Genomic DNA, 24715 nt, shown 5'->3' on the forward strand with positions numbered 1-24715 from the left:
CCACCGTACTTACCAGAAGGTGAGTACCTCACTAATTAGTCCGTACTGGTCAACCCTAACGGCAGCGGAGAGGATCAGGTCGAACGAAGTGCCGGCAAAGGCGGGCTGACAAGGACGAGGGGGAGCCCACACATGACAACCGACCACAGCGCCCAGGTGAGTGTTCTCGGGCTGGGGGCGATGGGAAGCGCCCTGGCAGCTGCCTTGGTGAAGGCCGGGTACACGACAACGGTCTGGAACCGCTCACCGGGAAAGGCGGACGACCTCGTTGCGCAGGGCGCGCAGGCGGCTGCCACAGCGGGCGACGCGGTCCGTGCCGGACAGCTGGTGATCGCATGCCTGCTGGACCACGCGTCGGTCCATGAGGTGCTCGATCCGCTCTCCCCTGAGCTGGCCGGGCGGACCTTGATCAACGTCACCACGACGACACCGGCTCAGTCACGGGAGACGGCCGCCTGGGCCGCCCGTGCCGGGGTGGCCTATCTGGACGGCGGCATCATGGCCGTACCGCACATGATCGGTCAGCCCGGGGCGTCGGTCCTCTACAGCGGATCGGCGGACGTCTTCCGTCAGTACGAGCCGCTGCTCGATCTTTGGGGAACCAGTACCTACTTCGGCGAGGATGCGGGGCTGGCGGCGCTGCACGACCTCGCGCTCCTCGCGGGCATGTACGTGATGTTCGCCGGATTCCTGCACGGGGCCGCCATGGTGGCGCCGGCCGGTGTGACGGCGGGCGAGTTCGCTGCGATGGCCGCACCTTGGCTGACCGCCATGACCGGCGCCTTCCAGGGGTTCGCCGCGGTCATCGACGGCGGGGACTACACCGTTGCGGGGCAGCAGAGCCTCGCGTTCTCCGACCTCGGTGACCTACTGGCCGCCAGTTCCGACCAGGGCATCAGCACTGAGGTGGTCGACATGGTCCAGCGGCTCATACGACGCCAGGTCGACGCGGGCCGTGGAGCGGAAGGCTTCGCCCGCATCATCGAGAGCATCAGGCAGCCGGGCTGAGGGGCCTGATCGCGGTGGCCCTACCGTGGAGGCATGGAGAGCAGCAGCCTCGCCGGGCTCGATCAGCGGATCGCGGACTGCCGGGCCTGTCCGCGGCTGGTCGGCTGGCGTGAGGAGGTCGCCCGTACCAAGCGTGCCGCCTTCGCCGACTGGGCGTACTGGGGCCGGCCGGTGCCGGGGTTCGGGCCGTCGGACGCGCGACTGCTGATCGTGGGGCTCGCGCCGGCGGCTCACGGCGGGAACCGCACGGGCCGGATGTTCACCGGCGACCGCTCCGGGGACGTCCTGTACCGGGCGCTGTACGACGTGGGCCTCGCGTCACAGCCCACCTCGGTGTCCGCCGGCGACGGTCTGGAGCTGCGCGGCGTGCGCGTCACGGCGCCGGTGCACTGCGCCCCGCCCGCCAACAAGCCCACTCCCGAGGAGCGGGACACCTGCCGGCCGTGGCTCGTCCAGGAGCTGAGGCTGCTGCGGCCGACGCTGCGGACCGTGGTCGTGCTCGGCGCCTTCGGCTGGCAGGCCGCGCTGCCCGCGCTCGCCGAGGCGGGATGGAAGATACCGAGGCCGCGGCCCGCCTTCGCGCACGGGGCGCGGGTCTCGCTCGACGGCCTCGACCTCTTCGGATGCTTCCACGTCAGCCAGCGCAACACGTTCACCGGCAGGCTCACGCCCGAGATGCTCCGGGAGGTGCTGCGCACGGCGGCGGAGGCGGCGGGGCTGCCCACGGGGCCCGCCGGTGCCACGGGAAAATGAGGCGACCGTGCGGCGGTACGGACGTACCGTGCCCGGATGGGCCTGTATCCGCAGATCGAACCGTACGACCACGGAATGCTCGACGTCGGTGACGGCAACCGCGTGTACTGGGAGGTCTGCGGGAACCCGCGCGGCAAGCCGGCGGTGGTACTGCACGGCGGGCCCGGGTCCGGCTGCACCCCGTACTTCCGGCGGCTCTTCGACCCGGCCGCGTACCGGATCGTGCTGCTCGACCAGCGTGGCTGTGGACTGTCGACACCGCTCGCGAGCGCGTACGACACCGACATGAGCGTCAACACGACCGCTCATGTCATCGCCGACCTGGAGCTGCTGCGAGCGCACCTGGGGATCGAGCGGTGGCTGGTGTGGGGCGTGTCGTGGGGGTCGGTGCTGGGGCTGCGGTACGCGCAGACGCATCCCGGTGTCGTGTCCGAACTGGTGCTGACGGGGGTCGCGACCGGCTCGAACGCGGAGGTGGCCCTGCTGACCAGGGGGCTGGGGAAGATCTTTCCGGAGGCCTTCGAGCGGTTCCTCGCCGCACTGCCGGAGGGCGAGCGCGACGGGAACCCGGCCGCCGCGTACAACCGGCTGCTGGAGTCGCCCGACCCCGAGGTGCGGGCGCGGGCGGCGCGTGCCTGGACGGACTGGGAGACGGCGACCATCCCCGCGCCGCCACGGTCGGTGAAGCGTTTCGAGGACCCCGTCTTCCGTATGGGCTTCGCGCGCATGGTCACGCACTACTTCGGCAACGACCACTTCATGGGCGAGGGCAACGACGAGGGCGTCGTCCTGCGCGACGCGTACCTGCTCAAGGACATCCCCGGCACCCTGGTCCAGGGCAGCCTCGACTTCGGCAACCTGCTCGGCATCGTCTGGCGGCTGCATCACGCCTGGCCCGGCAGCGAACTGGTCGTCGTCGATGAGGTCGGGCACGACGCGGGGGCGCCCGGAGTGGGCGAGGCGCTGGTGGCGGCGACGGACAAGTACGCCGTTCGCCGACGCGGTTCCTCGTCCTAGCGGTCCTCGCCGGAACTGTCCTCGCCGAACAACTGCCGTACCGTCGAGCGGTAGTTGGTCTGCACGTGGGCCAGCGCGTGCGCGCGGGCGCGCTCCGGATCGCCTGAGGCGATCGCCTCGTACAACTCGCGGTGTTCTATGAGGAGTTGGGGCCACTCCTCGTTCCGTCGGGTCATCCAGCGCAGGCGGCCGGCGACCGGTTCCAGGGCGGCTGTCAGCAGCGTGTTGCCGGACATCGCCACGATGCGGTCGTGGAGGCGGCTGTTGATGTCGGTGATCGCCTCGGCGTCCCCTGCCTCGGTCGCGGTGGCTGCGAGGTCGAGGAGTTCTTCGACCTCGGCCAGGCCCTGGGGGGTCGCGCGGGCCGCGGCGAGTCCGGCCGCGTAGACCTCCAGCGCTTCGCGCAGTTCGAAGAGTTCCTTGACGTCGGTCGGGGTGAGCCGGCGGACGACCGCGCGGCGCGGCGTCTCGAAGTGGACGAACCCCTCGGCGACCAGCGCGCGGATCGCCTCGCGGACCGGGACCCGGGAGACCCCGTAACGGTCGGCCAGGTCTCGCTCGACCAATCGGTCGCCCGGGCGGAGGCGGCCCGCGATGATCTCCTGCCGCAGCTCGGCCAGGACGCGTTCACGCACTGCTCCGAGGGGTTCGATCTTCGTCATGGAAGCCATCTTCGCCGACCCGGCGCGCGTTTTACGAAGCGTTAACAGCAGCGATATCTGTCCGAACGCTTGACGGGAGGACCATGTCGGCAGTTTGGTATACCAAACGGCTGCCGCCCCCCGTCCCCCTGTTCGTGGAGGCCCCGTGTCCCTCGCCGACCGTGCCGAAGCCACCGGCACACCAGCGTTCGTCCCCGATCCCCGGCTCACCAACGAAGACCTCGCGCCCGCCCGCAAGCGCAACTGGAAGGTCTTCGACCTCTTCGCCATGTGGATGTCCGACGTCCACAACCTCGGCAACTACACCTTCGCCGCCGGACTGCTCTTCCTCGGCATGAACGTCTGGCAGATCTTCACCTCCCTGCTCGTGGGATTCGTGATCATCTACATCGGCATGAACTGGATGGGGAAGGTCGGGCAGCGCCACGGTGTGCCCTTCCCGGTCGTCAGCCGCATCGCCTTCGGTGTGTGGGGCGCCAACATCCCGGCGCTGATCAGGGCCGTCATCGCCATCATGTGGTACGGCATCCAGACCTACCTCGCCTCCGTCGCCGTCAACGTGATGCTGCTGGCGGCCTTCCCGGACCTGAAGTCCTGGACGCACAGCTCCTTCCTGGGCCTGGACGCGCTCGGCTGGGTGTCCTTCATCGCCCTGTGGGTGATCCAGGCGCTGATCATCAGCCGGGGCATGGAGTCGGTGCGCAAGTTCCAGGACTTCTGCGGTCCGGCCATCTGGCTGGTGATGATCGCGCTCGCCGTCTGGATTCTCGCCAAGGCGGGCTGGACCATCTCGCTCACCTCCACCCCGCACCCCGTCTCCGTCGGAGAGCAGTGGCGCCAGTGGTTCGGCGCGATCGGCCTCGTCCTCGCCACCTACGGCACGCTGATGCTCAACTTCTGCGACTTCTCCCGCTTCGCGCCCGACTACAAGACGGTCAGGCGGGGCAACTTCTGGGGTCTGCCGGTCAACTCCACGGCCTTCGTGATCGTGTCGGTCGTCGTGACGGCCGGCGCCTTCGAGGTGTTCGGCAAGGAGATCACCGACCCCGCCTACCTGGTCGCGGAGATCGGCAACACGTGGGTGCTGGTGCTGGGCGCGCTGACGTTCGCCATCGCCACCATGGGCGTCAACATCGTCGCCAACTTCGTCTCGCCGGCCTACGACCTGGCCAACGTCTGGCCGCAGAAGATCACCTTCAAGGTCGGCGGCATGATCAGCACGGTCGCGGCGCTGGTCGTCACCCCCTGGAACCTCTTCTCCAACCCCACGGTCGTCAACTACTTCCTGGGCGGTCTCGGCGCCTTCCTCGGCCCGCTGTTCGGCGTGATCATGGTCGACTACTACTGGATCAAGCGGGGCCGTATCGACGTCGACCAGCTCTTCAACGCCGATCCCGGCTCCCGCTACTACTACCGCAAGGGCGTCAACCCCAAGGCGCTGTGGGCGTTCCTGCCGTCGGCGGCGGTCGCGGCGGTGCTCGCGCTGGTGAAGACGTTCAGCGACGTGGCGCCGTACTCGTGGTTCATCGGAACGGCCCTGGCGGCCGGGCTGTACCTGGTCCTGTGCCGGAGTGAGCGCAGGGCTCCCGAGCCCGCGGAGGTATGAGCGGAGTGCGGATCGTCGTCACCAACTGCAACACCACGCAGGAGATGACCGAGGAGATCGTACGAGGTGCCCGGGCCGCCGCAGGTCCGGGCACCACCGTGATCGGGCTGACCCCGGCCTGGGGGCCCCAGTCGGCGGAGGGCTGGCTCGACAGTTATCTGTCGGCCGCGGCGGTCATCGACACGCTGCGGACGTACGACGGTCCGGCGTACGACGCGGTCGTCATGGCCGGCTTCGGGGAGCACGGGCGGGAGGGCGTACGGGAACTGGTGGACGTGCCGGTCGTCGACATCACCGAGGCCGCCGCGCATCTGGCCTGCCTGCTGGGGCGGCGGTACGGCGTCGTCACCACCCTGGAGCGGTCGTGCGGGCAGATCGAGGACAGTCTGGAGACGGCCGGGGTCGGGCGGAACTGCGCCGCCGTGGTCGGCACGGGCCTGAACGTGCTGGACCTCGCTGACGGTGAGCGGACCGAGGCCGCGTTCCTGGTGGCCGCCGAGCGGGCGTGCGCGGCCGGGGCGGAGGTGCTTGTGCTGGGGTGCGCAGGCATGACGGGGTTGCAGCGAGCCGTGGGGGACAAGCTGGGGCTGCCGGTCGTGGACGGGGTGGCCGCGGCGGTGAAGCTGGCGGAGTCGCTGGTGGGGCTGGGGCTGACCACGAGCAAGGTGGGGAGTTACGCCGAGCCGTTGCCCAAGCGGCGGGTGTGGGGACCACCCGTGGGGTGACCGGGACGCCAGAGGTACCGGACGTCCGGCTCGCGCTCCTCGTTCCCGCTGCCGTCCGTCCACTCGACGGCGACGAAACCGTGCCGCTCGTAGAAGCGGTGGGCGGGCTTGTTGACCTGGAAGGTCCACAGGCTCAGCGCGTGCGGCCGGCGCTGCTTGGCGAGCGCGACGAACCGGTCGCCGAGTCCATGGCCGCGCCACTCGGGGGCGAGGTAGAGCTGCGACAACTCCCCCTCATCGAGCACCATCACCCCGATGACGCCGTCGCCCGCCGTCTCGGCGACCCACGTCTCGCGCAGCGGCACCAGTACGTCCCGGAAGTACGCCCGCACCTCGTCATCGGAGCGGGGCCGCACGACGGCCGGCAGCGCGGCGGCGAAGGAACGCAGCCAGACATCGGCCGAGGCGGCGGCGTCCTGACCGGCCGCCCGGCGAAGCCGGACCGTCGGCTCGGGACTCACGGGCGCTCTTGCTGTGGTGCCGCCGGTACGACGGCCGTCGCCGTGATCTCCACCAGCTGGCCGGTGTACCCGAGGCACGCCACCCCGATCAGCGTCGACGCATGCGGGCCGACGCTGAGCCCGGAGCCCTCGACGACGTCCCAGACGGCCGACAGCACCGCCGTTTCGCCGCTCACGACATACACGTCGGTCGACACCACATGCGCCAGGTCGCTGCCCACCGCCCGCAGCTGCTCCGTCAGATTCGCGATCACCTGCTCGGCCTGCCGCACCGGATCCCCCTCTCCGACCAGCTTCCCCTCGGCGTCCAGCGGCACGGACCCGGCGAGGAAGGCGAGCTTCGTCCCGGCCTCCACGACCGAGGCATGCGAGTAGGTGGGCGGCGGAAAGAGACCGGGCACGGTGACGCGCTGGATCACGGGGGCTCCTGGGGCAGGCAAGGGTCAACCTGCCGATCATCGGTTCCGGCCGCCGGCGTCCGCATCCGATTTTCCACGGTGCTCCGAAGGCGAGGGGCTTGACTCCGTGCGTTCCGCCAGGCGTTCGTACACACACAGGAGAAGCTCCAGCCGCGGCTGAACAGCGACTGCTTCAGTGCCGGGCGAACTGGACGCGGGTCGCCTGGACGGCGTCCGGGCGTACGGCGATGCCGTTGACGGTCAGCTGCTCTCCGTAGATGTCGGTGAGCCTGAGAGGGCCGCCGCAGCCGGTGCCGTCCTCGGAGAGGAAGTAGTTGTATTCGGTACGGGTGAGCTGCCGCCAGCCGCCGCCGGTGCTGACCTCCAGCCGGGCCAGCGGGTTGCGGTGGCCGAGCGCCTGGATGCCGCACCAGTGGGTGCTGGAGCCGGTCTTGTAGCGGATCGAGACCGTGTCGGACGTGCTGGGGCTCAACAGGCTCCAGGTGACCGGGATCCGGCCGGCGGAGAGGGCCGCGATCTTCGCGAAGGCCTGCTTGCTGAGGTCCACGTGCCCGGGTGCGCATTCGGGGCACTCGTTGGTGATCCGCACCGTGACGGAGGCGCCGTTCGCCGCGCGGACCTGTATGTACGCCCCGCACGCTTGGGCCGTCTCGTAGTCCGTGTGGTTCATCGCCGCGACCATCAGGTCGGGGCTCGGGCCGTACAGGCAGGCACCGTCGCCGTCCGCGGCGTCGTAGTGGGTGGCGACTCCGCTGTACGTGACACCGGGCTTGATCCGCCCCGCCAGAGACGCCGTGCCGGACGCCGGCCGCGAGGTGGACGCGGGGGTGCGGGCGGGCGAGGGCCACGCCCCCGATGTGGTGGGGGTCTTGGTCGGCTTCGGGGTGGTCTTGGTGGGCGTCGCGGTCGCAGACGCCGTGGACTGCTTCGGCCTCGTCGGCTTCGGCGCCGAGTGCGACACGCTCGGCCGGGTGCTCGCGACGGGCGTGGCGGCGGCTTGCACCGTCCGGGGCTCGCCGTCGGGACGGAGCACCATCACCAACGCTATGAGGATTCCCGCGGATGCCACGGCGACTGCGGAGAGGAGGGCCCTGCGTCGTCTGGGGACGGGGCGGCGGTGGGATGAGGATGCCACGGGTGAGTCCTTTGCGTCCTTCGGATCCGTACGTGGGTACGCGAGAACACGCGCTTCCGACTCACCAGTGGTCGCAGGGGCCGCAAAGGTTGCCGGGAATTCAGCGGCGGGGCGTTCGCGGTGAGAGGAGCATGGTGGATCGGAAGGCCCCTTCACCTTGATCGAGACCCGGAAAGGGCAGAGGATCGCGTACGTGGAGGCGTACAAGGACAGCCGTCAGCGCCCTCGTCGAGAAGTTGCTGGAGAGAGATGAACGTCGAAGAGCCCGGACAGTCCGTGCCGAGTCGGCTTGGTTCAGAAGCAGTTACCGCACGGGTTCGGGTGGCGAGTGCGTAGCAGTCGCCGCTGGCCCTGACGCAGTGCACGTCCGCGACCCGAAGGACACAGCCCGGCCCGCGCGGACCATACGGTCCGGGTCCTGGGCTGCGTTTGTGCGGTTCGCGGCGCTTTGACAGGGCAGAGCCCTCATCAGGTCAGTGCCTGACGGGGCTCTCCGACCGGTTGGAGCCCACACCATGCCTTCCCTCACCGACCCCGCCTTCCTCGACACCACCGCCGACCGCCTCGCCGCCCTCCCCACCGTCCGGGCCGTCGCCCTCGGCGGCTCCCGTGCCCAGGGCACCCACGGCCCCGGCAGCGACTGGGACCTGGCCGTCTACTACCGCGGGCCCTTCGACCCCGCCGACCTCCGGGCCCTCGGGTGGGAGGGCGAGGTCTCCGAGGTCGGCGGTTGGGGTGGAGGTGTGTTCAACGGGGGCGGGTGGCTGACGATCGACGGGCGACGGGTCGACGTGCACTACCGCGACCTCGAAGTGGTCGAGCACGAGCTCGCGCAGGCCGAGCAGGGACGCTTCCGGATCGAGCCACTGATGTTCCACCTGGCGGGCATCCCGACCTACCTGATCGTCGCCGAACTCGCCATCAACGAGGTGCTGCGGGGCGAACTGCCTCGCCCCGCCTATCCGGAGGCGCTGCGCAGGACCGCCCCCGAGCGCTGGTACGGCATGGCCACCGCGACCCTCGCCTACGCAAAGGCCGGCCACGCCCCGAAGGGCGCCCTCACCCAGGTGGCCGGCGCGATCGCGCTCGCCGCGACGCAGACGGCGCACGCGGTGCTGGCGGCGCGCGGGGAGTGGGTCACCAACGACAAGGGGCTTGTCGAGAGGGCCGGGCTGCGCGAAGTCGACGGCATCGTCGGGAAGCTCGCGCCGGATCCGGATGCTCTCGCCCAGTCCGTGGCGGAGGCGGAAGCGCTGTGCGGGCGAGCCGTTAAGGCCGCCCGGCGAGGCGCGGTCACCGAGTGATTGCGTTCATAAAGAACACACCCCTCCAGCCGATCGTCACCTCCCGGAAACACGGCCGTTCCATCGCCCCGGGGAACGCCGCCTACCGTGGAGACCTCACACCCCACAGCCCGGCCACCGTCGCCCGAAGGCTCACCCCTGCCCTCGACGAGACGACAGGAGCCCCGTGTCCCGCCCCGCCGCCCTGCACCTTCCGCCCTGGCTCGCCCACGCACTCCGTGCCCAGCGTGGGCCGGTGCCCTGGAGTGCGGTGACGCGGGGGGCGCTGGCGGCCGGGCCACTGCTGCTGGCCTCCGTGCTCGCCGGCCGCACCTCCCTCGGCGTCGTCGCCGCGATCGCCGCCATGCTCGCCGGGATCAACGACCGGCCGGGCAGCCGGCGGGCGTCGGTGAAGCGGATCGGGGTGCCCGCGCTGGCGGGGGCGGCAGGGATGTTCGTCGGCACGTATGCGGGGGAGCACACCGGAGCCGTACCGCTGACGCTGCTCCTCACGGGTCTCGGGCTCGTCGCCGGTGGCGTCAGTGCCGTCGGGCCCGTCGCCTCCGCAGCCGGTACGCAGCTCCTCGTGGCCGCGGCCGTCGGGGCCGGGATGCCGTTGCCCGAGGCCGGGTGGGCGCGTGCCCTGGTCTTCCTCACCGGGGCGGGGTGGCTGCTCGGGCTGCGGCTGGTGCTGCCCACGCCCGGGGCCATCGCCGGGGACTTCCGGTTCGACGGGGAGCGGGACGCCGTCGCCGACGTGTACGACGCCATCGCCACGCTGCTCGACGCGGCCGGTACGGAGCAGGCCATCGCCCGGCGTGCCGCGCTGACCGCCGCCCTGGATCACGCGCAGGACGCGCTCACCGGGCCCCGGCTGCGGCGGTACGCCAGCTCCGCGGCCGAGCGGCGGCTGCACACGCAGTACGCCGCGGCGCTGCCGCTCGCCGAGGCCGCGACCGCGCTCGCCTGGGCGGGGGACCCCCTGCCCGCGCGCGCGTCCGAAGGCCCCCGGCGCCTGGCAGCGGCCGTACGCGGCAACACCCCTACCGGGCCGCTGCCCGCGCCCATGCGCTCGGCGCCCGCCCTGCGCGCCCTCGACGACGCCCTCCTGCACGCCGCCGAAGCCTTCGACCGGGCCGAGGGAGGGGCCAAGGGAGGGACCAAGGGAGGCGGCGACCTGCACACGCGCCGGCGTTCGGTGAGGGACCGGGTCCGTACCGTCCTCGGCGACGGCGGGCGGGAGTACGGGCTGCGCGTCGCCCTCTGCTTCGGGGTGAGCGTCGCCGTCTCCCAGGCGCTGCACCACACCCACTGGTACGGGCAGCACGAGCACTGGTACTGGCTGCCCGCCACCGCCGTCTTCCTCGTCAAGCCCGACCTCGGGCCGCTCGCCTCCCGCGTGCTGAACCGCGCGGCCGGGACGGTTCTGGGGGCGCTCGTCTTCGCCGGGTTCGCCGCCGTGCTGCCCCGGCCGGAGGGGCTCATCGCGCTGGTGGCCCTCAGCGGGGCGCTCATCCCCGTCGCCACGCGGCACTTCGCCGCCCAGACCGCCGTCGTCACCGTCCTCGTCCTCGCCCTGGTGATGGTCGGGGGTGAGCCGCAGGCCTCCGCCAGCCGGATCGGCGAGACGCTGCTGGCCTGCGCGATCGTGCTGGGCGCCGGACATCTGCCGATGCCGGGGCATCGGGGCGGGGGCGTGCGCGCCCGGCTCGCGGCGGCGAGCGGCGCTGCCCAGGCGTACCTGGCGCACGTGCTGAGCGAGTCCGACGACCGCGCCACCCGTTGGACCCTGCGCCGTGAGGCCTACCGGAGGCTCGCCGAGGCCCGTGCCGCGATCGCCCTCGCCTCCGCCGAACTCCCCGCGCTCGCCCGGCACACGGAGGGCGCGGACGAGATCGCCGCCACGCTCGAACGGCTCGTCGACACCATCACCGCGTGCGCCGTGCACCTCGACGACACCGGCCGGCTCTCGCCCCGGCACACCGAGCAGCTCGCCCAGCTGCGCGACGAACTCACCAAGCGGCGCGACCGCGCGGAACTGCGACTGCCCGAGCTGCCGCTCGCCGGGTAGTGCCGGGCGCGGAGCATTGTGCGGTTCGGCCCACGTGGTACGGCGACCGCGTCGTACGTTGACGTGATGACCGACCTTCCCGGAACCGACCTTCCCGGAACCGGCCTTCCCGCAACCGCGGCTCCCGCCGACCTCGTCATCACCGGATGCACCGTCCTCGTGCACGACGGTGACGAGCGGATCGGGTTCGAGGAGGACGCGGCCGTCGTCGTACGGAACGGGGTCGTCGAGTCCGTGACGACCGCCGCCGCGGCCGGCGATCTCGCCGCCGCCGAACGCGTCGAGGCGCGCGGGCAGGTCGCCCTGCCCGGGCTGATCAACTGCCACACCCACGCGCCGATGGTCGCGCTGCGCGGTCTCGCCGAGGACCTGCCCACCGAGGAGTGGTTCAACGACGTCGTCTGGCCCGTCGAGTCCAACCTCAGCGAGCGGGACGTCGAGTTGGGGGCCCGGCTGGCCTGTGCCGAGATGATCCGCGGGGGCGTGACCTGCTTCGCGGACCACTACTTCGCCATGGACGCGGTCGCAGCCGTCGTCGCCGAGTGCGGGTTGCGGGCCCACCTGGGGGAGGCCTACTTCTCCTCGCAGGGGCCGCGAGGCCGGGAGACCTCACTTGAGTTCGCCCTACGGCACCGGGGTGGCGCGGGTGGCCGCATCACCACCGCTCTCGCCCCGCACGCCCCCTACACCGTGGACGACGACGACCTCACCGCCACCGCGGACCTCGCCCGCGAGCACGGTCTGCCCGTGCACATCCACGCCGCCGAGAACCGCGACCAGACCGACACCAGTCTCGCCCGGCACGGCGTCACGCCGATCGAGGTCCTGCGGCGCACCGGCATCCTCGACACGGACGTACTCATCGCGCACGGCACCGGCATCGTCGACCGCGACCTGCCCGTCCTCGCGCGCGCGGGAGGACGTACGGCCGTGGCCACCGCGCCCCGCGGCTACCTCAAGTTCGCCTGGCCCACCACCACCCCCGTCCGCGCCCTGCGCGACCTCGGCATCCCCGTCGGACTCGCCACGGACGGCGCCGCCTCCAACAACTCCCTGGACGTGTGGGAGTCGATGGCGCTGACCTCCCTCATCCAGAAGTCCACCGAGGGCGACCCGCGGTGGCTGACCTCCCGGCAGGCCTTGCACCACGCCACACTGCAGAGCGCCCGCGCGGTCGGGCTCGGTGACGTCGTCGGCAGTATCGCGCCGGGCCGACGGGCCGACATCGTGCTGGTCGACCTCACCGGCCCGCACACCCAGCCCGTCCACGACCTCGCCGCCACCCTGGTGCACAGCGCCCGCTCCGCCGACGTCCGCACGACGATCGTCGACGGGCGGGTCCTCATGCGCGACCGGGAACTGCTCACGCTGGACGTGCCCGCGGTGGTCCGGGAGCTGGGGGAGCGGCTGCCGGCGCTCGTGGACCGCAGCCACGGCCGGCGTATCCAGGAATACGACACGTGAGCACGGACTCCTGCCTCAGAGGCGTGCGTCGGCTACTGAGGCGGCTGCGATGAGGTGGGTTCACGCGACATGACGAAGGGCGCCGGAGTGACGACACAGCGTGAGCGAACCGGGCGATAAGCTGAGACGCTCCTCACACTTACGGGTGAACAAATGTCAACTACGTCTCAGTACCGTCACTACACGAGGCGTTCACCCCATGGTTGGCGTTTAACTCTACGAGGACAGCGCTACATGGAGGTGCAGGGTGAACGGGCGAACGGTGCTCGCGAGCTTTCCCGCAGGTGGGCCGCGCGGGTCGTGGCCGGCGGAGGAGTTCGCGCAGGCGCGGCGTCTGGAGGGCCTGCCCGCCGAGGTTGTCATGGACCTCGCGACGGACATGTTCCTGGTGATCGTGCGGAGCGACGCTCCCGGTGACGCCGTCGCCTGAGCCGTCGCCGGGGAGGGCCCGGCATGCGGTTCAGCCCGCCTTGGGGGCGGGCACCTTCGTGAACTGGTCCGCTTGGAGGGAGTACAGCTCCGCGTAGACGCCACCGGTGGCGAGGAGCTCGTCGGGGGTTCCGGACTCCACGAGCCGTCCCTGGTCGAGGACGTGCACCAGGTCCGCGTGGCGCACGGACGCCAGACGGTGCGTGATGAGGATGACGGTCTGGCCGCTGTCGGCCAGGGCGCGGATCTTCTCGAAGACCTCCAGCTCGGCCCGGGCGTCCAGGGCCGCCGTCGGCTCGTCGACGATGAGGATGCGCCCGCGCCGGTACGCGGCGCGGGCGATGCCGAGCCGTTGCCACTGGCCGCCGGACAGCTCGTGCCCGCCGCTGAAGTTGCGGGCGAGCAGCGTGTCCAGGCCCCGCGGCAGGTCCGCCACCACGTCCGTGGCGCCGGCCTCGGCGATCGCGCCGGCCAGACGCGCCTCGTCCATGGGTGCCGAGGAGCGGCCGATCGCGACGTTCACACGGGCCGTGAACGGCCACCGTTTGAAGTCCTGCGCCACCATCGCGATGCGGTCGGCGAGCTCCCGCCGGTCCGCGGTCGCCGCGTCGACGCCGTCCCACAGGATGCTGCCCCGGTCCGGGGTGTACAGCCCCGCGAGCAGCTTGACCAGGGTCGTCTTGCCGGAGCCGTTCTCGCCGACGAGCGCCACGATCCGGCCGAGCGGCAGGCTGAGGGTGACGTCGTCGAGGGCGGGACGGGCGGAGTCGCCCGGGTAACGGAACGTGACGTTCTGGAAGCGGATCTCCTTCGGTTCCTCGGGCAGCGGCTTCCCGCCGACGGGGATCGCCCGCTCGGCCGCCTCGGTGTACAGCCGCTGCAGATCGCCGACGAACAGGGCCTCCTCGTGCAGCGCGTTGACCTCCACGACGAGCGTGTCCAGGCTCTGCGAGCCCGTGCGGATCGCGATCACGGCCGTCCCCGCCACCGACAGCGCCATCGCGCCCGCCAGCAGCAGCCCGCCGAGCGTGGCGTACGTCGCCACCGTCGCCAGGCCCGTCCACGCCGCCGCGAACAGGCCCGTACGGGCCGCCAGCCGGGCCAGCCGCGCCTGCTCCGCCTCCGCCGTCTCCGACATGGCGCGGAAGTGCCGCAGCAGGAACGCGCCCACCCCGTGGACGCGGATCTCGGGGGCCGCCTCCGGCTCGATGAGCAGGTTGCCGAGCAGCCGCCCCGCGCGCGCGTGCTGCACCCAGGCGTGGAAGGACTCGTAACGCCGCCGTGCGACGGTCAGCGCGCTCCACGCGCTCGGCAGCGTCATCGTCACCAGCAGCGGGAGCAGCGCCGGGTGCAGCACGGTCAGCACGCCGGCCGCCGCGACCAGCGAGATCATCGCGTTGATCACACGCGTCCCGTACATGATCATCCGGCGGGCCGAGGCGGCGCCGTACTGGGCCGTGTCCAGCAGCTTGTGGAAGGCGTGGTCCTCGATCGCGGCCAGTTCCACGGCCGCCGCCCGCTCCAGGTACAGCTCCGTCGCCACCCGCTCCACCTTGGGCTCCAGACGCCCGGTGGCGTACGTCGTCGCCGCCCGCAGCCGCGCCGCGACCAGCATCACGGCAGCCACGGTGACCAGCGCGGGGACGGCTCCGCGCAGCCGGTCCTCGATCGGACCGCCCGCCATCAGCCGGCCCAGCACGCTGTTGACCGCGAGCAGACTCACCGCCTGCGCCACACCCCGGCCCGCCTCCGCGGCCAGCACGGTGCGCGCGGCGCGTCTGTCGGCCTGCCGGGCGAGCCGCAGGCTGGACGCCAGCAGGGACGGCAGCCGGGTGATCATGGCCCGGAAGTTCAGTTCCAGGAACGCGTCGGCGTGCTGGTTCCAGCCCATGTCGTAGCGCAGCGGCCCCCCGAACAACAGCCGCTCCGACTCCGACGTCTCCGGCGCGCCCGGCTTCTTCCCCACCGTCGACCTCCCCCGATCGTGGACGAACGGCCACTATCGCGGCGGCGGACCTCCCCGGGGCAGGGCGCAGTGCGGGGAGGCGGAAGCGCGCGGGCGCACGCCGGAGGAGGGGGGCGAGAGGCGCCGCGGAAGTGGGCGCGCGGGTGGGGGAGAGGTGCGATGGGGGCGCGTGAACCGACCGAGAGCCGCCGTGAGGGGGCGCGCGCTGCGCGCGGGGGCTTGTTGGCTGGCAGTGCGCTCTGGATCGGGGGGGCGTCGTCAGCCGAACGTGCGCTCCGCCCGACAGACGCCCCGGTCGGCACCAGTGCGCCCTCCCGGCAGGCCCCTACGCGCTGACCGCCCGCGACCACCCCGGCGCAGTCCCCGTCACCCGGCACAGGGCCAGGTAGAGCGGGATCGGCGGGGTGTAGGGGACGGTGCCGTCGGGGCGGTGGATCAGGGCCGGGACACCTGGGGCGTCCGGGACGATCGCGCCGGTGGTGTAGTGGGCGGGCGCGGGCCACTCAAGGGCGTAGTCGGAGTCGGACGGAACGATCCACCACCAGTGCGCCTCGTCGGCGTAGACGCATCCCACGCGCGGCAGCCGGGGCAGCAGCAGCGGGCCGAAGCGGGCGGGTACCGCCACCGCGTCGCAGCCCAGCGGGGCCGTCATGCCGTCCGGCACGGGCAGCCGGAGCGGCGTCGCCGGCGTGTGCCGTCCGCGCTGGAGGCGGACCAGGGTGTCCAGACTGAGGACCCGGGCGCCGGACGCGGCCCTCACACCCTCCCCCGATCGCGGCTCGGCTCGCTCGGGGGGACCCCCACGGCCGCCGTTCCGTGCCGCGCTTCCGTCTCGTCGCGGTCGTCCGTGCCGCCGGACTGGCCCGGCTTCGGGCGGGCGCCCCAGCCCAGGTCGTCGTGGGGCGCGCACGGGTCGCGGGGAGCGTCGGTCTCGCGCGGCAGCTCGGCCCAGACGAGCAGTCCGGGACCGTGCTCCTGGGCACCCCAGGCATGGCACAGCGCGTCGACGAGCAGCAGTCCCCTCCCGTGCTCCTCCTCGGGCCGCTGACGGGCCGAGGTCTGCGGCTGGCCGGGTGAGCAGCCCTCGTCGCGCACGGCTATGCGCACCAGGTCGTCACTGTCGTGCACCTCACACACTATGTGGCGGCTCGCCGTGTGCACGATCGCGTTGGTGACCAGCTCAGAGACCACCAGGGCCGCGGTGTCGCAGGTGTCCTCGCACACCGACCAGCCGGTCAGCCGGGCCCGCGTCAGGTGCCTGGCCTGGGCGGGAGAGCCCGGATGAGCGGCCAGCTCGAAGCGGAACCGGCGCTCGGCAGCGGGCCCGGAGGGATGGGCTGCCGTGGTGGCACCGAGGCCGCGGCGGCCTGCGGCGGCGTCTGTTCCTAAGGGCGCGGGCGGAATCACGCTTGCCACTATCGCCGTGCAGTGAACACTTGGCAAGTGTCACTCTGAAAATTGCAGAGTGCTGTGTGACGCGGTGAGGGGCCGTGGCACACTGCTCGCAACAGCACGTCGAGCGGCGCCAGTTGAGATCGCCGAAGGTCCGACCGGATTTTCGAAAAGATCTTCGAATGGCGCCGCCGGGCTGTCAGCATTCTTTCGCGGTGGGCCCGTCGACTTCCCGTCGGCCCGTCAGAAGCCCTGTGGAGGTGGGAGCGTGAGCGAACCGCGGTCCGCGCCGACGGTCGGTCAGGTCGTCCTCGGCCGACGCCTGCTGGACCTGCGGGAGCGCGCCGGGCTCAAGCGGGAGGAGGCCGCCCGTATCCTCCGCGTCGCCCCCGCCACGGTCCGCCGCATGGAGATGGCCGAGGTCGCCCTCAAAATCCCGTACCTCCAGCTTCTCCTGAAGGCCTACGGCGTCTCCGACCAGGAGGCCGACTCCTTCGTGCAGCTGGCCGAGGAGGCCAACAAGCCCGGCTGGTGGCAGCGGTTCCACGACATCCTGCCGAACTGGTTCTCCATGTACGTCAGCCTGGAGGGCGCGGCCAGCCTCATCCGCAGTTACGACCCGCATTTCGTCCCCGGGCTGCTGCAGACCGAGGAATACGCGCGCGGCGTGCTGGAGTCGGGTGCCATCGGCCAGGCCCGGCCCGAGGACATCGAGCGCCATGTCGCGCTGCGCATGCGGCGTCAGGAACTGCTCACCCGCGAGGACGCGCCCAGGCTGTGGGTCGTGATGGAGGAGACCGCGCTGCGCCGCCCCGTCGGCGGTCCGGAGGTGATGCGTGCCCAGATCGACAGACTGCTCGACGCCACGAAGCTGCCCAACGTGACCTTGCAGGTCGCCCCCTTCGCGGGCGGTCCGCACCCCGGCACCTACGGGCCCTTCGTGCTGTTCCGATTCGCCATGCCGGAACTCCCGGACATGGTCTACAGCGAGTACCTGACCGGCGCCGTCTACCTCGACGCGCGCGCCGAGGTGGCGACTCACCTCGAGGTCATGGACCGCATGGCGGCGCAGGCCGCTACGGCACATCGCACGAAGGAGATCCTCCGGGATCTCCGCAAGGAGCTGTGAATGGATCGCATCAAGCCGCGCAAACAGGTCTACAACGGCATGCCCGCGCGTGACTTGGGCAGCGAAGGCTGGCACAAGCCGTGGAGCGGCGGCAACGGCGGGAACTGCCTGGAGGCGATGAAGCTCGCCGACGGCCGGATCGCCGTTCGCCAGTCCACCGACCCGGACGGTCCGGCCCTGATCTACACCACCGACGAGATGACGGCCTTCATCGAGGGAGCGAAGGCCGGGGAGGCGGACTTCCTGCTGTCCTGACGCGATTGCATCTTCTCTGGCTCACTCACTGTCTTGAGTTCGACCTCTTGCGCTCGACTTCCTTATTCATGGTGCTTATTCATGGTGCTGAATTGATCACCCCTCGTGTCTTACGGAGTGCCTCATGACCGGGCAGGACCCCACATCGGCCGTCGGGATCGACACGAGCCGGCCGCATCCCGCGCGGATGTACGACTGGTATCTCGGCGGAAAGGACAACTACCCGGTCGACGAGGAGATGGGCCGGCAGATGCTGGCCCTCGACCCGCGAGTGCCGGTGATGGCGCGCGTCAACCGTGCGTTCATGCACCGGGCCACGCGCTGGCTGACCGAGAACGGAGTACGGCAGTTCCTGGACATCGGCACCGGCATCCCGACCGAACCCAACCTCCACCAGGTCGCCCAGCGGATCGCGCCCGAGGCGCGCGTCGTCTACTGCGACAACGACCCCGTCGTGCTGGCCCACGCGGCCGCCCTGCTGCGCGGCACGGACGAAGGGGTGACCGAGTACCTGCAGGCCGACGCGCGGGACCCGAAGGCCATCATCGAGGGCGCGCGGAAGGTCCTGGACTTCACCCGTCCGGTGGCCCTCTCGCTCATCGCGCTGCTGCACTTCGTCTCCGACGAGGACGGCGCGCACGAGCTGGTCCGCCGGCTGCTCGGCGAGCTGCCCTCCGGCAGCTACCTGGTGGTGACCCACGCGACGGCCGACTTCACCCCCGAGGAGTCGAAGGCCGCCACCGAGAAGCTCAGGGCCGCGGGCGTCACCCTGGCCCTGCGTTCCCGCGAGGAGTTCACCCGGTTCTTCGACGGCCTCGATCTCGTCGAACCCGGTGTCGAGGTGCCCCACCTGTGGCACCCCGAGCTGGGCGAACCCGTCCCCGGGCAGGACGACGGGGTGATCCCGGGGTACGGGGCGGTGGGGCGCAAGCCGTAACCTCCCGCACGTCGTGGGCCCTACGGCTCTGTGCAGTCACAGGGCCCCGCGCGTTCTCCCGCCCCTTGCCCGTTCGTTCCGCTCCTCGCGCCCTCTCCCGCCCCTTCAGGGCGTCACAGCCACGACCACATCCGCCGAGGCGCGTCCACCAGCCGGCTGATCGCCTCCACGGCGAACGGCGGCTGCTGTGCCCGGTCCCGGGCGAGGTTCAGCCCGTAGTAGATCTGCTCGATCGACGGCGGCCCGACCGCGAGGTTGCGCCGCACCGCCGCCCTGGACGACTCCTCGCCGGTCCGCACCAGGTAGGCGGCCGCCATCGTGCCCGTACGGCCGACACCCGCGCCGCAGTGCACGAACACCGGGCCGTGCGCCCCCTTGACCACGTCGAGGAAGTGCCGCACCTGCTCCGGCCTCGGCGTCTGCCCGTCCCGGATGGGCATGCGGACGACGTTCAGCCCGGCCTTCTTGGGCGAGTCGAGCTGGGCCGCGCTCAGGTCCTCGGCGCGCAGATCGACGACCGTGGTGAAGCCCAGGCGCGCCAGCTCCCGGTATCCGGCGGGGGAGGGGGCGGCGCCGCGCCACAGGTGCCGGTCGGTGTCCACCGGCTGGAAGTGATGAATGCCACGCACGGCATGGGCCCCTGCGGGCGGCGGAGTCTCCTCACGTACCCAGTACGACGCGGCCATGATGCCCAGTGCGCCGGTGGCCCACAGGGCGAGATAACCGAGGATCACGCCGACGACGATCCGGCGGATACGGCGTGTGAGCCGGCCTTTCGGCAGAACAGGTCGAGGGAGGTACGCGGAGATGACAGCCACGGGCAAGCCAGGGGGGTTAGGAGACGAGGACGCGTTCGAATGGTAACCCGTCCGCAGATGTCCTGTTTGTCCGTGTACGTGCGACGAGGGGTGCGGCCGGGTCAGTCGTCGTCCGGGTCGGCGTCCCCGATGCCGACCATCGTGAGGTGGGCACGGTCGAGGGTGGAGTCCTCCAGGCAGCCGCGCAGCCGCAAGCGGTCGTGGTCGGTGAGCGCGGGCCGTACGACCCCGGCGAACAGGTCGTCGCCCAGGTCACCGAGGGTGGCGTGGGTCAGCGGCACGGAGGTCGAGTCCCGGCACCGCTCCCAGATCTGCCGCGCGGCCAGGGACCGGCGTTCCTCCGTCAGGCCGGGGCCGCGCATGTCGAGCCGGACGATCAGGGAGGTCGCCGCGCTGCCGTCGCCGCTCTCCTTCCGGGTCTGGGTGAGGTCGGCGATCCCGACGACGAGCGCGCCGAGCAGGGCCGCGACGACGCCTCCGACGGCGACCAGGCGCGCGGTGCGGCCCGGCGGACGCGGTGCGCCCGGCGGCGGGAGGTCGTCCAGGTCACGGTCGGCCGCCGGGTCGGGCGCGGCGAGCACGGCCAGCCGTCCCGCGAGCCGCCGCTCGGCCGGGCCGGACACGGACGCCGCGATCCGCTGCACCAGCCAGGCGAGCCCGGACAGCAGCACACCGGTGACCATGAGGACCGGCACGAAGACGTACGTCCGGTCCGCCGTGTCCTCCAGCCAGCGGAACCGGGCCCGGTCGTTCTCCTCCGGCGTCCGCCGCAGCCCGGCCGGCACGTCGTCCTGCCGCGCCGCCGGCTCCCGCTGCCGCCGGTCGGTGTCGCGCAGCCGTGTCTCGATCCGCGCCAGCCTGCCGAGCAGCACGATGCCGAGCAGCAGTACCTCGACGACCAGCAGCAGCACCCCGCACAGCAGGGCCCGCTGCCACTGCCACCGGTACAGGTAGACGACGAAGTACGTCCCGGCCCCGGCGGCGGCCAGGCCGCCGAACACGTACGCGATCCGCCTCATGGCGCGTCCCCCCGCTGTACTTGGCCGGTGCTGCCGTCGAGGGTGAGGCGGGTGCCGGGCGGGAAGCGGCGTACGGCGTTCGTGGCGCCGACCACCGCGGGCACCCCGCACTCGCGGGCCAGCACGGCGAGGTGGGACAGGGGGCTGCCGGTCTGCGCGACGAGTCCGGTCAGGCCGGGCAGCAGCGGGGCGAGCGCCGGATCGAGGGTGCGCACGACGAGCACCGCGTCGGCGGGCCGGTGGCCCGTGCCGTCCCAGGCGATGCCGACCGCACGCCCGCCGGACACGCCGCGCGCACCGTCGCGCGTACGACCGGTCCGCTCGGCGACGACGACACCGCCGTCCGCGAGCCGGAAGGCGTCCGGCAACGGCGGCGACGCGACAGCCGGCACCCGCTCGTCGAGGCCGGCGGGCAGCGCACCGCCGCCCAGCACGGCGAGCAGCTCCGGCCAGCGCAGCATCCCGGCCCGCTGGGCATCGACCCCATGCCGCCGGGCCGCCTCCCGCACCAGCCGTACCTGCAGCTCGTGCACCCAGCGGATGCGGAGACGGAGTGCTTCGCGGGGCGGGAGGGCGGGGGCGGGGAAGACATGTGGGGCGACCACGACCGTGGCCGCCGTGCCGTGGTCGGACGCTCCGGCGGAGGCCGGGCGACCGTGTCCCTGAGGCGTCGGTGTGCCCGGGGGAGGGGTGGTTGTCGGGCCGTGGTGCGTGGTGGTTGCCGGCCCGTGGTGCGTGGTGGTTGCCGGCCCGTGGTGCGCGGTGGCGGTCTCCTGGTCTGGCCCGGTGGTCGTCGGCGCCTGCTCCGGTTCGGCAGCCATCCGCCCCCGGTCCGCTCCGGTGCCCGCGGGACCCGGCGCAAGGTTCTGCGGCAGTCGTCCCCGGCCGCGCAGGCTCGGTGCGGTGAGGGCGAGGATCAGCGGGGCGTCGGCCACGGCGCGCTCGTCGGGCACGCCCCGGGCGCGGGCCTGAGCCAGCGCGGTCAGGGCCGCGCCTGCCGCCGTGCGGCCCTGAGGCGGTTCAGGCAGGAGGGAGCCGGCGAGGGACTCCTGGGCGTGCAGGGAGACCAGGGCGGTGCGGGTCCAGCGGAGCGTGGCGGCGAGGTCGGAGCCGGAGAGCCGGGCGGGCGGCGGGATCTCCGCCAGACGGCGGTCGATGTCCGCAGTGAGGTCCCTCGCCAGGCCCGGCAGTGCCGCGGTGAGACGGCCCAGCCGCCAGGACGCGGCGAGACGGCGCGCCGCCGGCGCCGGATTGAGCAGTGCGAGCCACCGGTGACTCGGCGGTACGGCACCGAGAAGGCGCAGATCGGCGGCCGGCCGCCCGCCGACGGTAGTGATCACCGGCACCGTCCGCAGCAGCCGGCGCGGCGCGCTGCCCCCGATGTCGAGCACGGCGGCGAGGCCCCGGGCCATGGGCGCCACCCACAGGTCCTCCTCCAGCGGCTGCAGCTGCTCCGGCAGGGTCTCCGCGACCGGGCCGGGCCCGAGCAGCCGTGCCCCGCGCGGCGGCCGCGCCGCCATCGCCGTGATCGGGCGGCTCTGGAACAGCCACAGCCGCCCCTCCGCGTCGAACCCGAACTCGATGTCCTGTGGCCCGCCGAACACCCTGCGGACGCGTCGCGCGAGCCGCGCCAGCCGCAACAGTTCGGCGCGGCCCAGCAGGCCGTCGGGCTCCGGCGGTTCCGTGCGCAGCAGCCGCCCGGACCTGCCCAGCCAGTAGCTGGTTCCGGCCTGGGCGCCGCTGACCAGGCTGTCCGGCCCGCCGTGGACCGCGCTGACCAGCATCCGGTCGGCGCGCCCCTCGACCGGGTCGGCACCGAACATCACCCCGCCGGCACGCGCCGCCAGCATCGGCTGCACGAGCACCGCCATGGGCGCCGTGGACCCGTCGGGCCGGTGCGCCGAGTCGAGCACGGCGTGCACGGCCGTACGGAAGTCCTGCCAGCCGCGCACGTCGAGCACGGACACGAACCGGCCCGCCAGCGACGACTCCTCCGTGTCCTCCTGCGGCGAGGAGGACCGTACGACCAGCGGACGGGTGCCGCCGTCGGAGAGCTCCTGCCAGGCCTGCCGCAGAGCCGTCGAGCCGTCGCCCGCGCGGTCGGGGCGGCCCCGACGGGGCACGGCCGCGTCGGCGCTTCCTTGAGGGATCACGAACCCGGGGAGCACCGGCAGCCCGGCACGGGCCGCGCGGGCCAGGTTCGCCGCCTTGGACCCCGCGAGCCGGGGCAGTACGGCGGCGGGCTGGTCCAGCGGGACGGCGGCCGGGCCATGCGTCCCGACCGGGCGGGAGGCCGCGTCCCGGGGCCCTCGTCCGTCTCGTGCGCCTTCTCCGCGACGTTCGTCGAGCGTCGTCATCAGCACCCTCCAGGACCGGCCGCCAACAGGGGGGACGCGCGGGGCTTGCCCTGCGCCTGACGGCGGAACGAAGGATGGGGGCGGGCCGCTGCCGACCCGGGCTCCGGGTACGACGGCGGCGCACCTCCTTGTTCAATGGTCCCACCCATGGCGTGTTCCGCGACCGGCGGAAGCCGCTTTCGGGCCGGTCGCGCAACGAATTCCCGACCGGGTACGACGGCGCGGCGGGCGGCACCGCCACGGGCGGTACGGCGTGGCCCGCACGGGCGCGGAAGCCGGTGCGGTGGCGCTCGTGCCGGGACACGCACCGGCGGTGCCCTCGGGCGTGGTGCCGCGGCGTGCCGCCCGGCGCGGCGGGGCGCGGCCGGCAGCGGAGCCGCACGGCTCACCCCGGCGGCAGCACCCCGCACAGCGCCTCCAGCGCCGCCCCGTACGCGTGCTCCGAGGGCGTCGCGTACCCGACGACGAGCCCGTCACGGGCTGCCATGTCCGTCTCCGGGTGCCGGAACCCGGCGAGCCCGTCCAGGGCGATGCCCTGCCAGGCGGCGGCCTTGACGGTGGACGGTTCGGTGCCCGGCGGCAGCGACAGCACCGCGTGCAGCCCGGCCGCGACCCCGGTGACCCCGACGTGTGGCGCGTGCGCGGCGAGCGCCTCGACGAGGCGGTCCCGGCGGCTCCGGTACCGCTGCCGCATCCGCCGCACATGACGGTCGTACGATCCGCAGGCCAGGAAGTCGGCGAGGCTCAGCTGGTCGAGGACGCTCGCCCATGCCTCGCGGTCGCCCTTGGCCGCGAGCACCCCGTCGACGTACTGCCCGGGCAGCACCATCCAGCCCAGCCGCACCGCCGGCGACAGGCTCTTGCTGACCGAACCGATGAAGATCACCCGCTCGGGGTCCAGCCCCTGCAGCGCGCCGACGGGCTTGCGGTCGTAGCGGAACTCCCCGTCGTAGTCGTCCTCCACAACCACCCCGCCACGCGCGCGTGCCCAGTCGACCACGGCGGCCCGGCGCTCCGGGTGCAGCGGACCGCCGGTCGGGAACTGGTGTGCGGGCGTGAGCAGCACGGCCCGTTCCCGCGCCAGCCGGTCGACGCGGGCGCCGTGATCGTCCAGGGGGAGCGGCACGGTCCGTACCCCGGTGGTGGCGAGGAGTTCCCGGTGGAAGCCCAGCCCGTACGCCTCCACGGCCAGCGGACCCCGCAGCACTCCCGCACCGAACAGCAGCCGCAGCGCGTGCGCGAAGCCGGAGCAGATCACGATCCGGCCCGGCTCGGTGCGTACGCCACGCGCGCGTGCCAGGTACTCGGTGAGCGCCTCCCGCAGCTCGATGCGGCCCGCAGGGGCACCGGGGCCGAACACCTCGTTCGGCGCCTGCTGAAGGGCCCGCCGGTAGGAGGCGAGCCACGCCGCGCGCGGGAACGCCGACGCGTCCGGGGTGCCCTGCCGCAGGTCGTGCCGTGGCCCACGCGCGCGTGGAGGCGCCTTTCGCGGCACGCGTGCGATGTGTCGCAGCGGCTGCGTCCGCTCGGCAACGCGCGTACCGGAGCCTTGGCGGGCGGTGAGCCAGCCCTCCGCGACGAGCTCCGCGTACGCGTCGGCGACCGTGTTGCGGGCGACCCCGAGGTCGGCGGCGAGCGAGCGGTACGGCGGCAGCCGCGTGCCGGGAGCGAGCCGCCCGCTGCGCACGGCCTCGCGCAGCGCGCGGATCAGCGCGGCTCGCCGCCCGCCCGGCCCGGACAGCTCCAGATGCAGGTCGGCGCCGACCCGCTCCGCGGAATTGACCCACGATGTCGCCATGGAAATGCACC

The 24715-nt window shown here is 72.6% G+C and carries 24 protein-coding genes; 13 read left to right on the plus strand and 11 right to left on the minus strand.

Annotated elements, in window-relative coordinates; genetic code table 11:
• Nucleotides 1-132 precede the first annotated feature (132 nt).
• Genes NW895_RS07565 through pip form a run of 3 tightly spaced genes read left to right on the plus strand, consistent with a single transcriptional unit; the run spans nucleotide 133 to nucleotide 2778 of the window.
• Complete coding sequence (locus tag NW895_RS07565; RefSeq protein WP_289934546.1) at nucleotides 133-1008, plus strand: NAD(P)-binding domain-containing protein; 876 nt, start codon at nucleotides 133-135, stop codon at nucleotides 1006-1008.
• A 33-nt stretch (nucleotides 1009-1041) separates the two neighbouring features.
• Nucleotides 1042-1761 carry a uracil-DNA glycosylase gene (locus NW895_RS07570; RefSeq protein WP_289934547.1) on the plus strand — a complete coding sequence of 240 codons (720 nt, stop codon included), beginning with the start codon at nucleotides 1042-1044 and terminating at the stop codon, nucleotides 1759-1761.
• A gap of 36 nt (nucleotides 1762-1797) precedes the next feature.
• The gene (pip, locus tag NW895_RS07575; RefSeq protein WP_289934548.1) at nucleotides 1798-2778 is read left to right on the plus strand and encodes a prolyl aminopeptidase; all 981 of its coding nucleotides are present in this window, start codon (nucleotides 1798-1800) and stop codon (nucleotides 2776-2778) included.
• Here pip and NW895_RS07580 read toward each other — a convergent pair.
• On the minus strand, nucleotides 2775-3449 hold the full coding sequence (locus NW895_RS07580) for a GntR family transcriptional regulator (RefSeq protein WP_289934549.1): 675 nt from the start codon (nucleotides 3447-3449) through the stop codon (nucleotides 2775-2777). The genes pip and NW895_RS07580 overlap by 4 nt on opposite strands.
• 136 nt (nucleotides 3450-3585) lie before the next feature.
• On the opposite strand from NW895_RS07580, the gene NW895_RS07585 reads away from it, so the two are divergent.
• Together NW895_RS07585 and NW895_RS07590 are read left to right on the plus strand one after the other, a co-directional pair.
• Nucleotides 3586-5046 carry an NCS1 family nucleobase:cation symporter-1 gene (locus NW895_RS07585; protein ID WP_289934550.1) on the plus strand — a complete coding sequence of 487 codons (1461 nt, stop codon included), beginning with the start codon at nucleotides 3586-3588 and terminating at the stop codon, nucleotides 5044-5046.
• A gap of 5 nt (nucleotides 5047-5051) precedes the next feature.
• Nucleotides 5052-5771, plus strand: a complete 720-nt coding sequence (locus NW895_RS07590) for an aspartate/glutamate racemase family protein (RefSeq protein WP_289934824.1) — start codon at nucleotides 5052-5054, stop codon at nucleotides 5769-5771.
• On the opposite strand, the gene NW895_RS07595 is transcribed toward NW895_RS07590, so the two are convergent.
• The 3 genes from NW895_RS07595 to NW895_RS07605 all read right to left on the minus strand — a co-directional run bounded on the left by NW895_RS07595 (nucleotide 5720) and on the right by NW895_RS07605 (nucleotide 7786).
• Nucleotides 5720-6232 carry a GNAT family N-acetyltransferase gene (locus tag NW895_RS07595; protein ID WP_289934551.1) on the minus strand — a complete coding sequence of 171 codons (513 nt, stop codon included), beginning with the start codon at nucleotides 6230-6232 and terminating at the stop codon, nucleotides 5720-5722. The genes NW895_RS07590 and NW895_RS07595 overlap by 52 nt on opposite strands.
• Entirely contained in the window at nucleotides 6229-6651 is a 423-nt protein-coding gene (locus tag NW895_RS07600; RefSeq protein ID WP_289934552.1) for a RidA family protein, read from the minus strand. Before NW895_RS07600 ends, NW895_RS07595 begins: the two co-directional genes overlap by 4 nt.
• A 172-nt stretch (nucleotides 6652-6823) precedes the next feature.
• The gene (locus NW895_RS07605; RefSeq protein ID WP_289934553.1) at nucleotides 6824-7786 is read right to left on the minus strand and encodes an expansin EXLX1 family cellulose-binding protein; all 963 of its coding nucleotides are present in this window, start codon (nucleotides 7784-7786) and stop codon (nucleotides 6824-6826) included.
• 236 nt (nucleotides 7787-8022) lie between these two features.
• Between NW895_RS07605 and NW895_RS07610 the strand changes: the two genes are divergently transcribed.
• The 5 genes from NW895_RS07610 to NW895_RS07630 all read left to right on the plus strand — a co-directional run bounded on the left by NW895_RS07610 (nucleotide 8023) and on the right by NW895_RS07630 (nucleotide 13034).
• Nucleotides 8023-8238 (plus strand): DUF397 domain-containing protein, encoded by a 216-nt coding sequence (locus NW895_RS07610; protein ID WP_354670075.1) that lies wholly within the window; start codon nucleotides 8023-8025, stop codon nucleotides 8236-8238.
• Between the two features lie 63 nt (nucleotides 8239-8301).
• Nucleotides 8302-9090 (plus strand): nucleotidyltransferase domain-containing protein, encoded by a 789-nt coding sequence (locus tag NW895_RS07615; protein ID WP_289934554.1) that lies wholly within the window; start codon nucleotides 8302-8304, stop codon nucleotides 9088-9090.
• 166 nt (nucleotides 9091-9256) lie between these two features.
• Complete coding sequence (locus NW895_RS07620; protein WP_289934555.1) at nucleotides 9257-11140, plus strand: FUSC family protein; 1884 nt, start codon at nucleotides 9257-9259, stop codon at nucleotides 11138-11140.
• Nucleotides 11141-11206: 66 nt separating this feature from the next.
• Nucleotides 11207-12604 carry an amidohydrolase gene (locus NW895_RS07625; RefSeq protein WP_289934556.1) on the plus strand — a complete coding sequence of 466 codons (1398 nt, stop codon included), beginning with the start codon at nucleotides 11207-11209 and terminating at the stop codon, nucleotides 12602-12604.
• Nucleotides 12605-12851: 247 nt separating this feature from the next.
• Entirely contained in the window at nucleotides 12852-13034 is a 183-nt protein-coding gene (locus NW895_RS07630) for a hypothetical protein (RefSeq protein WP_289934557.1), read from the plus strand.
• 30 nt (nucleotides 13035-13064) lie between these two features.
• On the opposite strand, the gene NW895_RS07635 is transcribed toward NW895_RS07630, so the two are convergent.
• The 3 genes from NW895_RS07635 to NW895_RS07645 all read right to left on the minus strand — a co-directional run bounded on the left by NW895_RS07635 (nucleotide 13065) and on the right by NW895_RS07645 (nucleotide 16415).
• Complete coding sequence (locus tag NW895_RS07635; RefSeq protein WP_289934558.1) at nucleotides 13065-14999, minus strand: ABC transporter ATP-binding protein; 1935 nt, start codon at nucleotides 14997-14999, stop codon at nucleotides 13065-13067.
• Between the two features lie 325 nt (nucleotides 15000-15324).
• A complete protein-coding gene (locus NW895_RS07640; RefSeq protein WP_289934559.1) occupies nucleotides 15325-15759 on the minus strand; it encodes a hypothetical protein in 435 nt (144 codons plus the stop codon).
• On the minus strand, nucleotides 15756-16415 hold the full coding sequence (locus NW895_RS07645; RefSeq protein WP_289934560.1) for an ATP-binding protein: 660 nt from the start codon (nucleotides 16413-16415) through the stop codon (nucleotides 15756-15758). Before NW895_RS07645 ends, NW895_RS07640 begins: the two co-directional genes overlap by 4 nt.
• 244 nt (nucleotides 16416-16659) lie before the next feature.
• Here NW895_RS07645 and NW895_RS07650 point away from each other — a divergent pair, with 244 nt between their 5' ends.
• The 3 genes from NW895_RS07650 (at nucleotide 16660) to NW895_RS07660 (ending at nucleotide 18712) form a co-directional block, all read left to right on the plus strand.
• Nucleotides 16660-17520, plus strand: a complete 861-nt coding sequence (locus NW895_RS07650; RefSeq protein ID WP_289934561.1) for a helix-turn-helix transcriptional regulator — start codon at nucleotides 16660-16662, stop codon at nucleotides 17518-17520.
• On the plus strand, nucleotides 17521-17775 hold the full coding sequence (locus tag NW895_RS07655; RefSeq protein WP_261682615.1) for a DUF397 domain-containing protein: 255 nt from the start codon (nucleotides 17521-17523) through the stop codon (nucleotides 17773-17775). It abuts the gene before it with no gap.
• A 124-nt stretch (nucleotides 17776-17899) separates the two neighbouring features.
• Nucleotides 17900-18712, plus strand: a complete 813-nt coding sequence (locus tag NW895_RS07660; protein WP_289934562.1) for an SAM-dependent methyltransferase — start codon at nucleotides 17900-17902, stop codon at nucleotides 18710-18712.
• Nucleotides 18713-18825: 113 nt separating this feature from the next.
• On the opposite strand, the gene NW895_RS07665 is transcribed toward NW895_RS07660, so the two are convergent.
• From NW895_RS07665 to NW895_RS07680, 4 genes are all read right to left on the minus strand, one after another.
• Entirely contained in the window at nucleotides 18826-19530 is a 705-nt protein-coding gene (locus NW895_RS07665) for a dual specificity protein phosphatase family protein (RefSeq protein WP_289934826.1), read from the minus strand.
• Between the two features lie 101 nt (nucleotides 19531-19631).
• Nucleotides 19632-20549, minus strand: coding sequence for a hypothetical protein (locus tag NW895_RS07670; protein WP_289934563.1), 918 nt, complete (start codon nucleotides 20547-20549; stop codon nucleotides 19632-19634).
• On the minus strand, nucleotides 20546-22906 hold the full coding sequence (locus tag NW895_RS07675; protein ID WP_289934564.1) for a PEP/pyruvate-binding domain-containing protein: 2361 nt from the start codon (nucleotides 22904-22906) through the stop codon (nucleotides 20546-20548). Before NW895_RS07675 ends, NW895_RS07670 begins: the two co-directional genes overlap by 4 nt.
• Before the next feature lie 385 nt (nucleotides 22907-23291).
• Nucleotides 23292-24704 carry a PLP-dependent aminotransferase family protein gene (locus NW895_RS07680; RefSeq protein ID WP_289934565.1) on the minus strand — a complete coding sequence of 471 codons (1413 nt, stop codon included), beginning with the start codon at nucleotides 24702-24704 and terminating at the stop codon, nucleotides 23292-23294.
• Nucleotides 24705-24715 lie beyond the last annotated feature (11 nt).

The organism is Streptomyces sp. S.PNR 29 (assembly GCF_030386795.1).
Classification (GTDB): Bacteria; Actinomycetota; Actinomycetes; order Streptomycetales; family Streptomycetaceae; genus Streptomyces.

Bases quoted from the DNA above. Each gene is read 5' to 3' on its own strand.
- NW895_RS07565 (WP_289934546.1), top strand. From the start codon at position 133: ATGACAACCGACCACAGCGCCCAGGTGAGTGTTCTCGGGCTGGGGGCG.
- NW895_RS07570 (WP_289934547.1), top strand. From the start codon at position 1,042: ATGGAGAGCAGCAGCCTCGCCGGGCTCGATCAGCGGATCGCGGACTGC.
- pip (WP_289934548.1), top strand. From the start codon at position 1,798: ATGGGCCTGTATCCGCAGATCGAACCGTACGACCACGGAATGCTCGAC.
- NW895_RS07580 (WP_289934549.1), bottom strand. From the start codon at position 3,449: ATGGCTTCCATGACGAAGATCGAACCCCTCGGAGCAGTGCGTGAACGC.
- NW895_RS07615 (WP_289934554.1), top strand. From the start codon at position 8,302: ATGCCTTCCCTCACCGACCCCGCCTTCCTCGACACCACCGCCGACCGC.
- NW895_RS07625 (WP_289934556.1), top strand. From the start codon at position 11,207: ATGACCGACCTTCCCGGAACCGACCTTCCCGGAACCGGCCTTCCCGCA.
- NW895_RS07655 (WP_261682615.1), top strand. From the start codon at position 17,521: ATGGATCGCATCAAGCCGCGCAAACAGGTCTACAACGGCATGCCCGCG.
- NW895_RS07660 (WP_289934562.1), top strand. From the start codon at position 17,900: ATGACCGGGCAGGACCCCACATCGGCCGTCGGGATCGACACGAGCCGG.
- NW895_RS07670 (WP_289934563.1), bottom strand. From the start codon at position 20,549: ATGAGGCGGATCGCGTACGTGTTCGGCGGCCTGGCCGCCGCCGGGGCC.
- NW895_RS07675 (WP_289934564.1), bottom strand. From the start codon at position 22,906: ATGACGACGCTCGACGAACGTCGCGGAGAAGGCGCACGAGACGGACGA.
- NW895_RS07680 (WP_289934565.1), bottom strand. From the start codon at position 24,704: ATGGCGACATCGTGGGTCAATTCCGCGGAGCGGGTCGGCGCCGACCTG.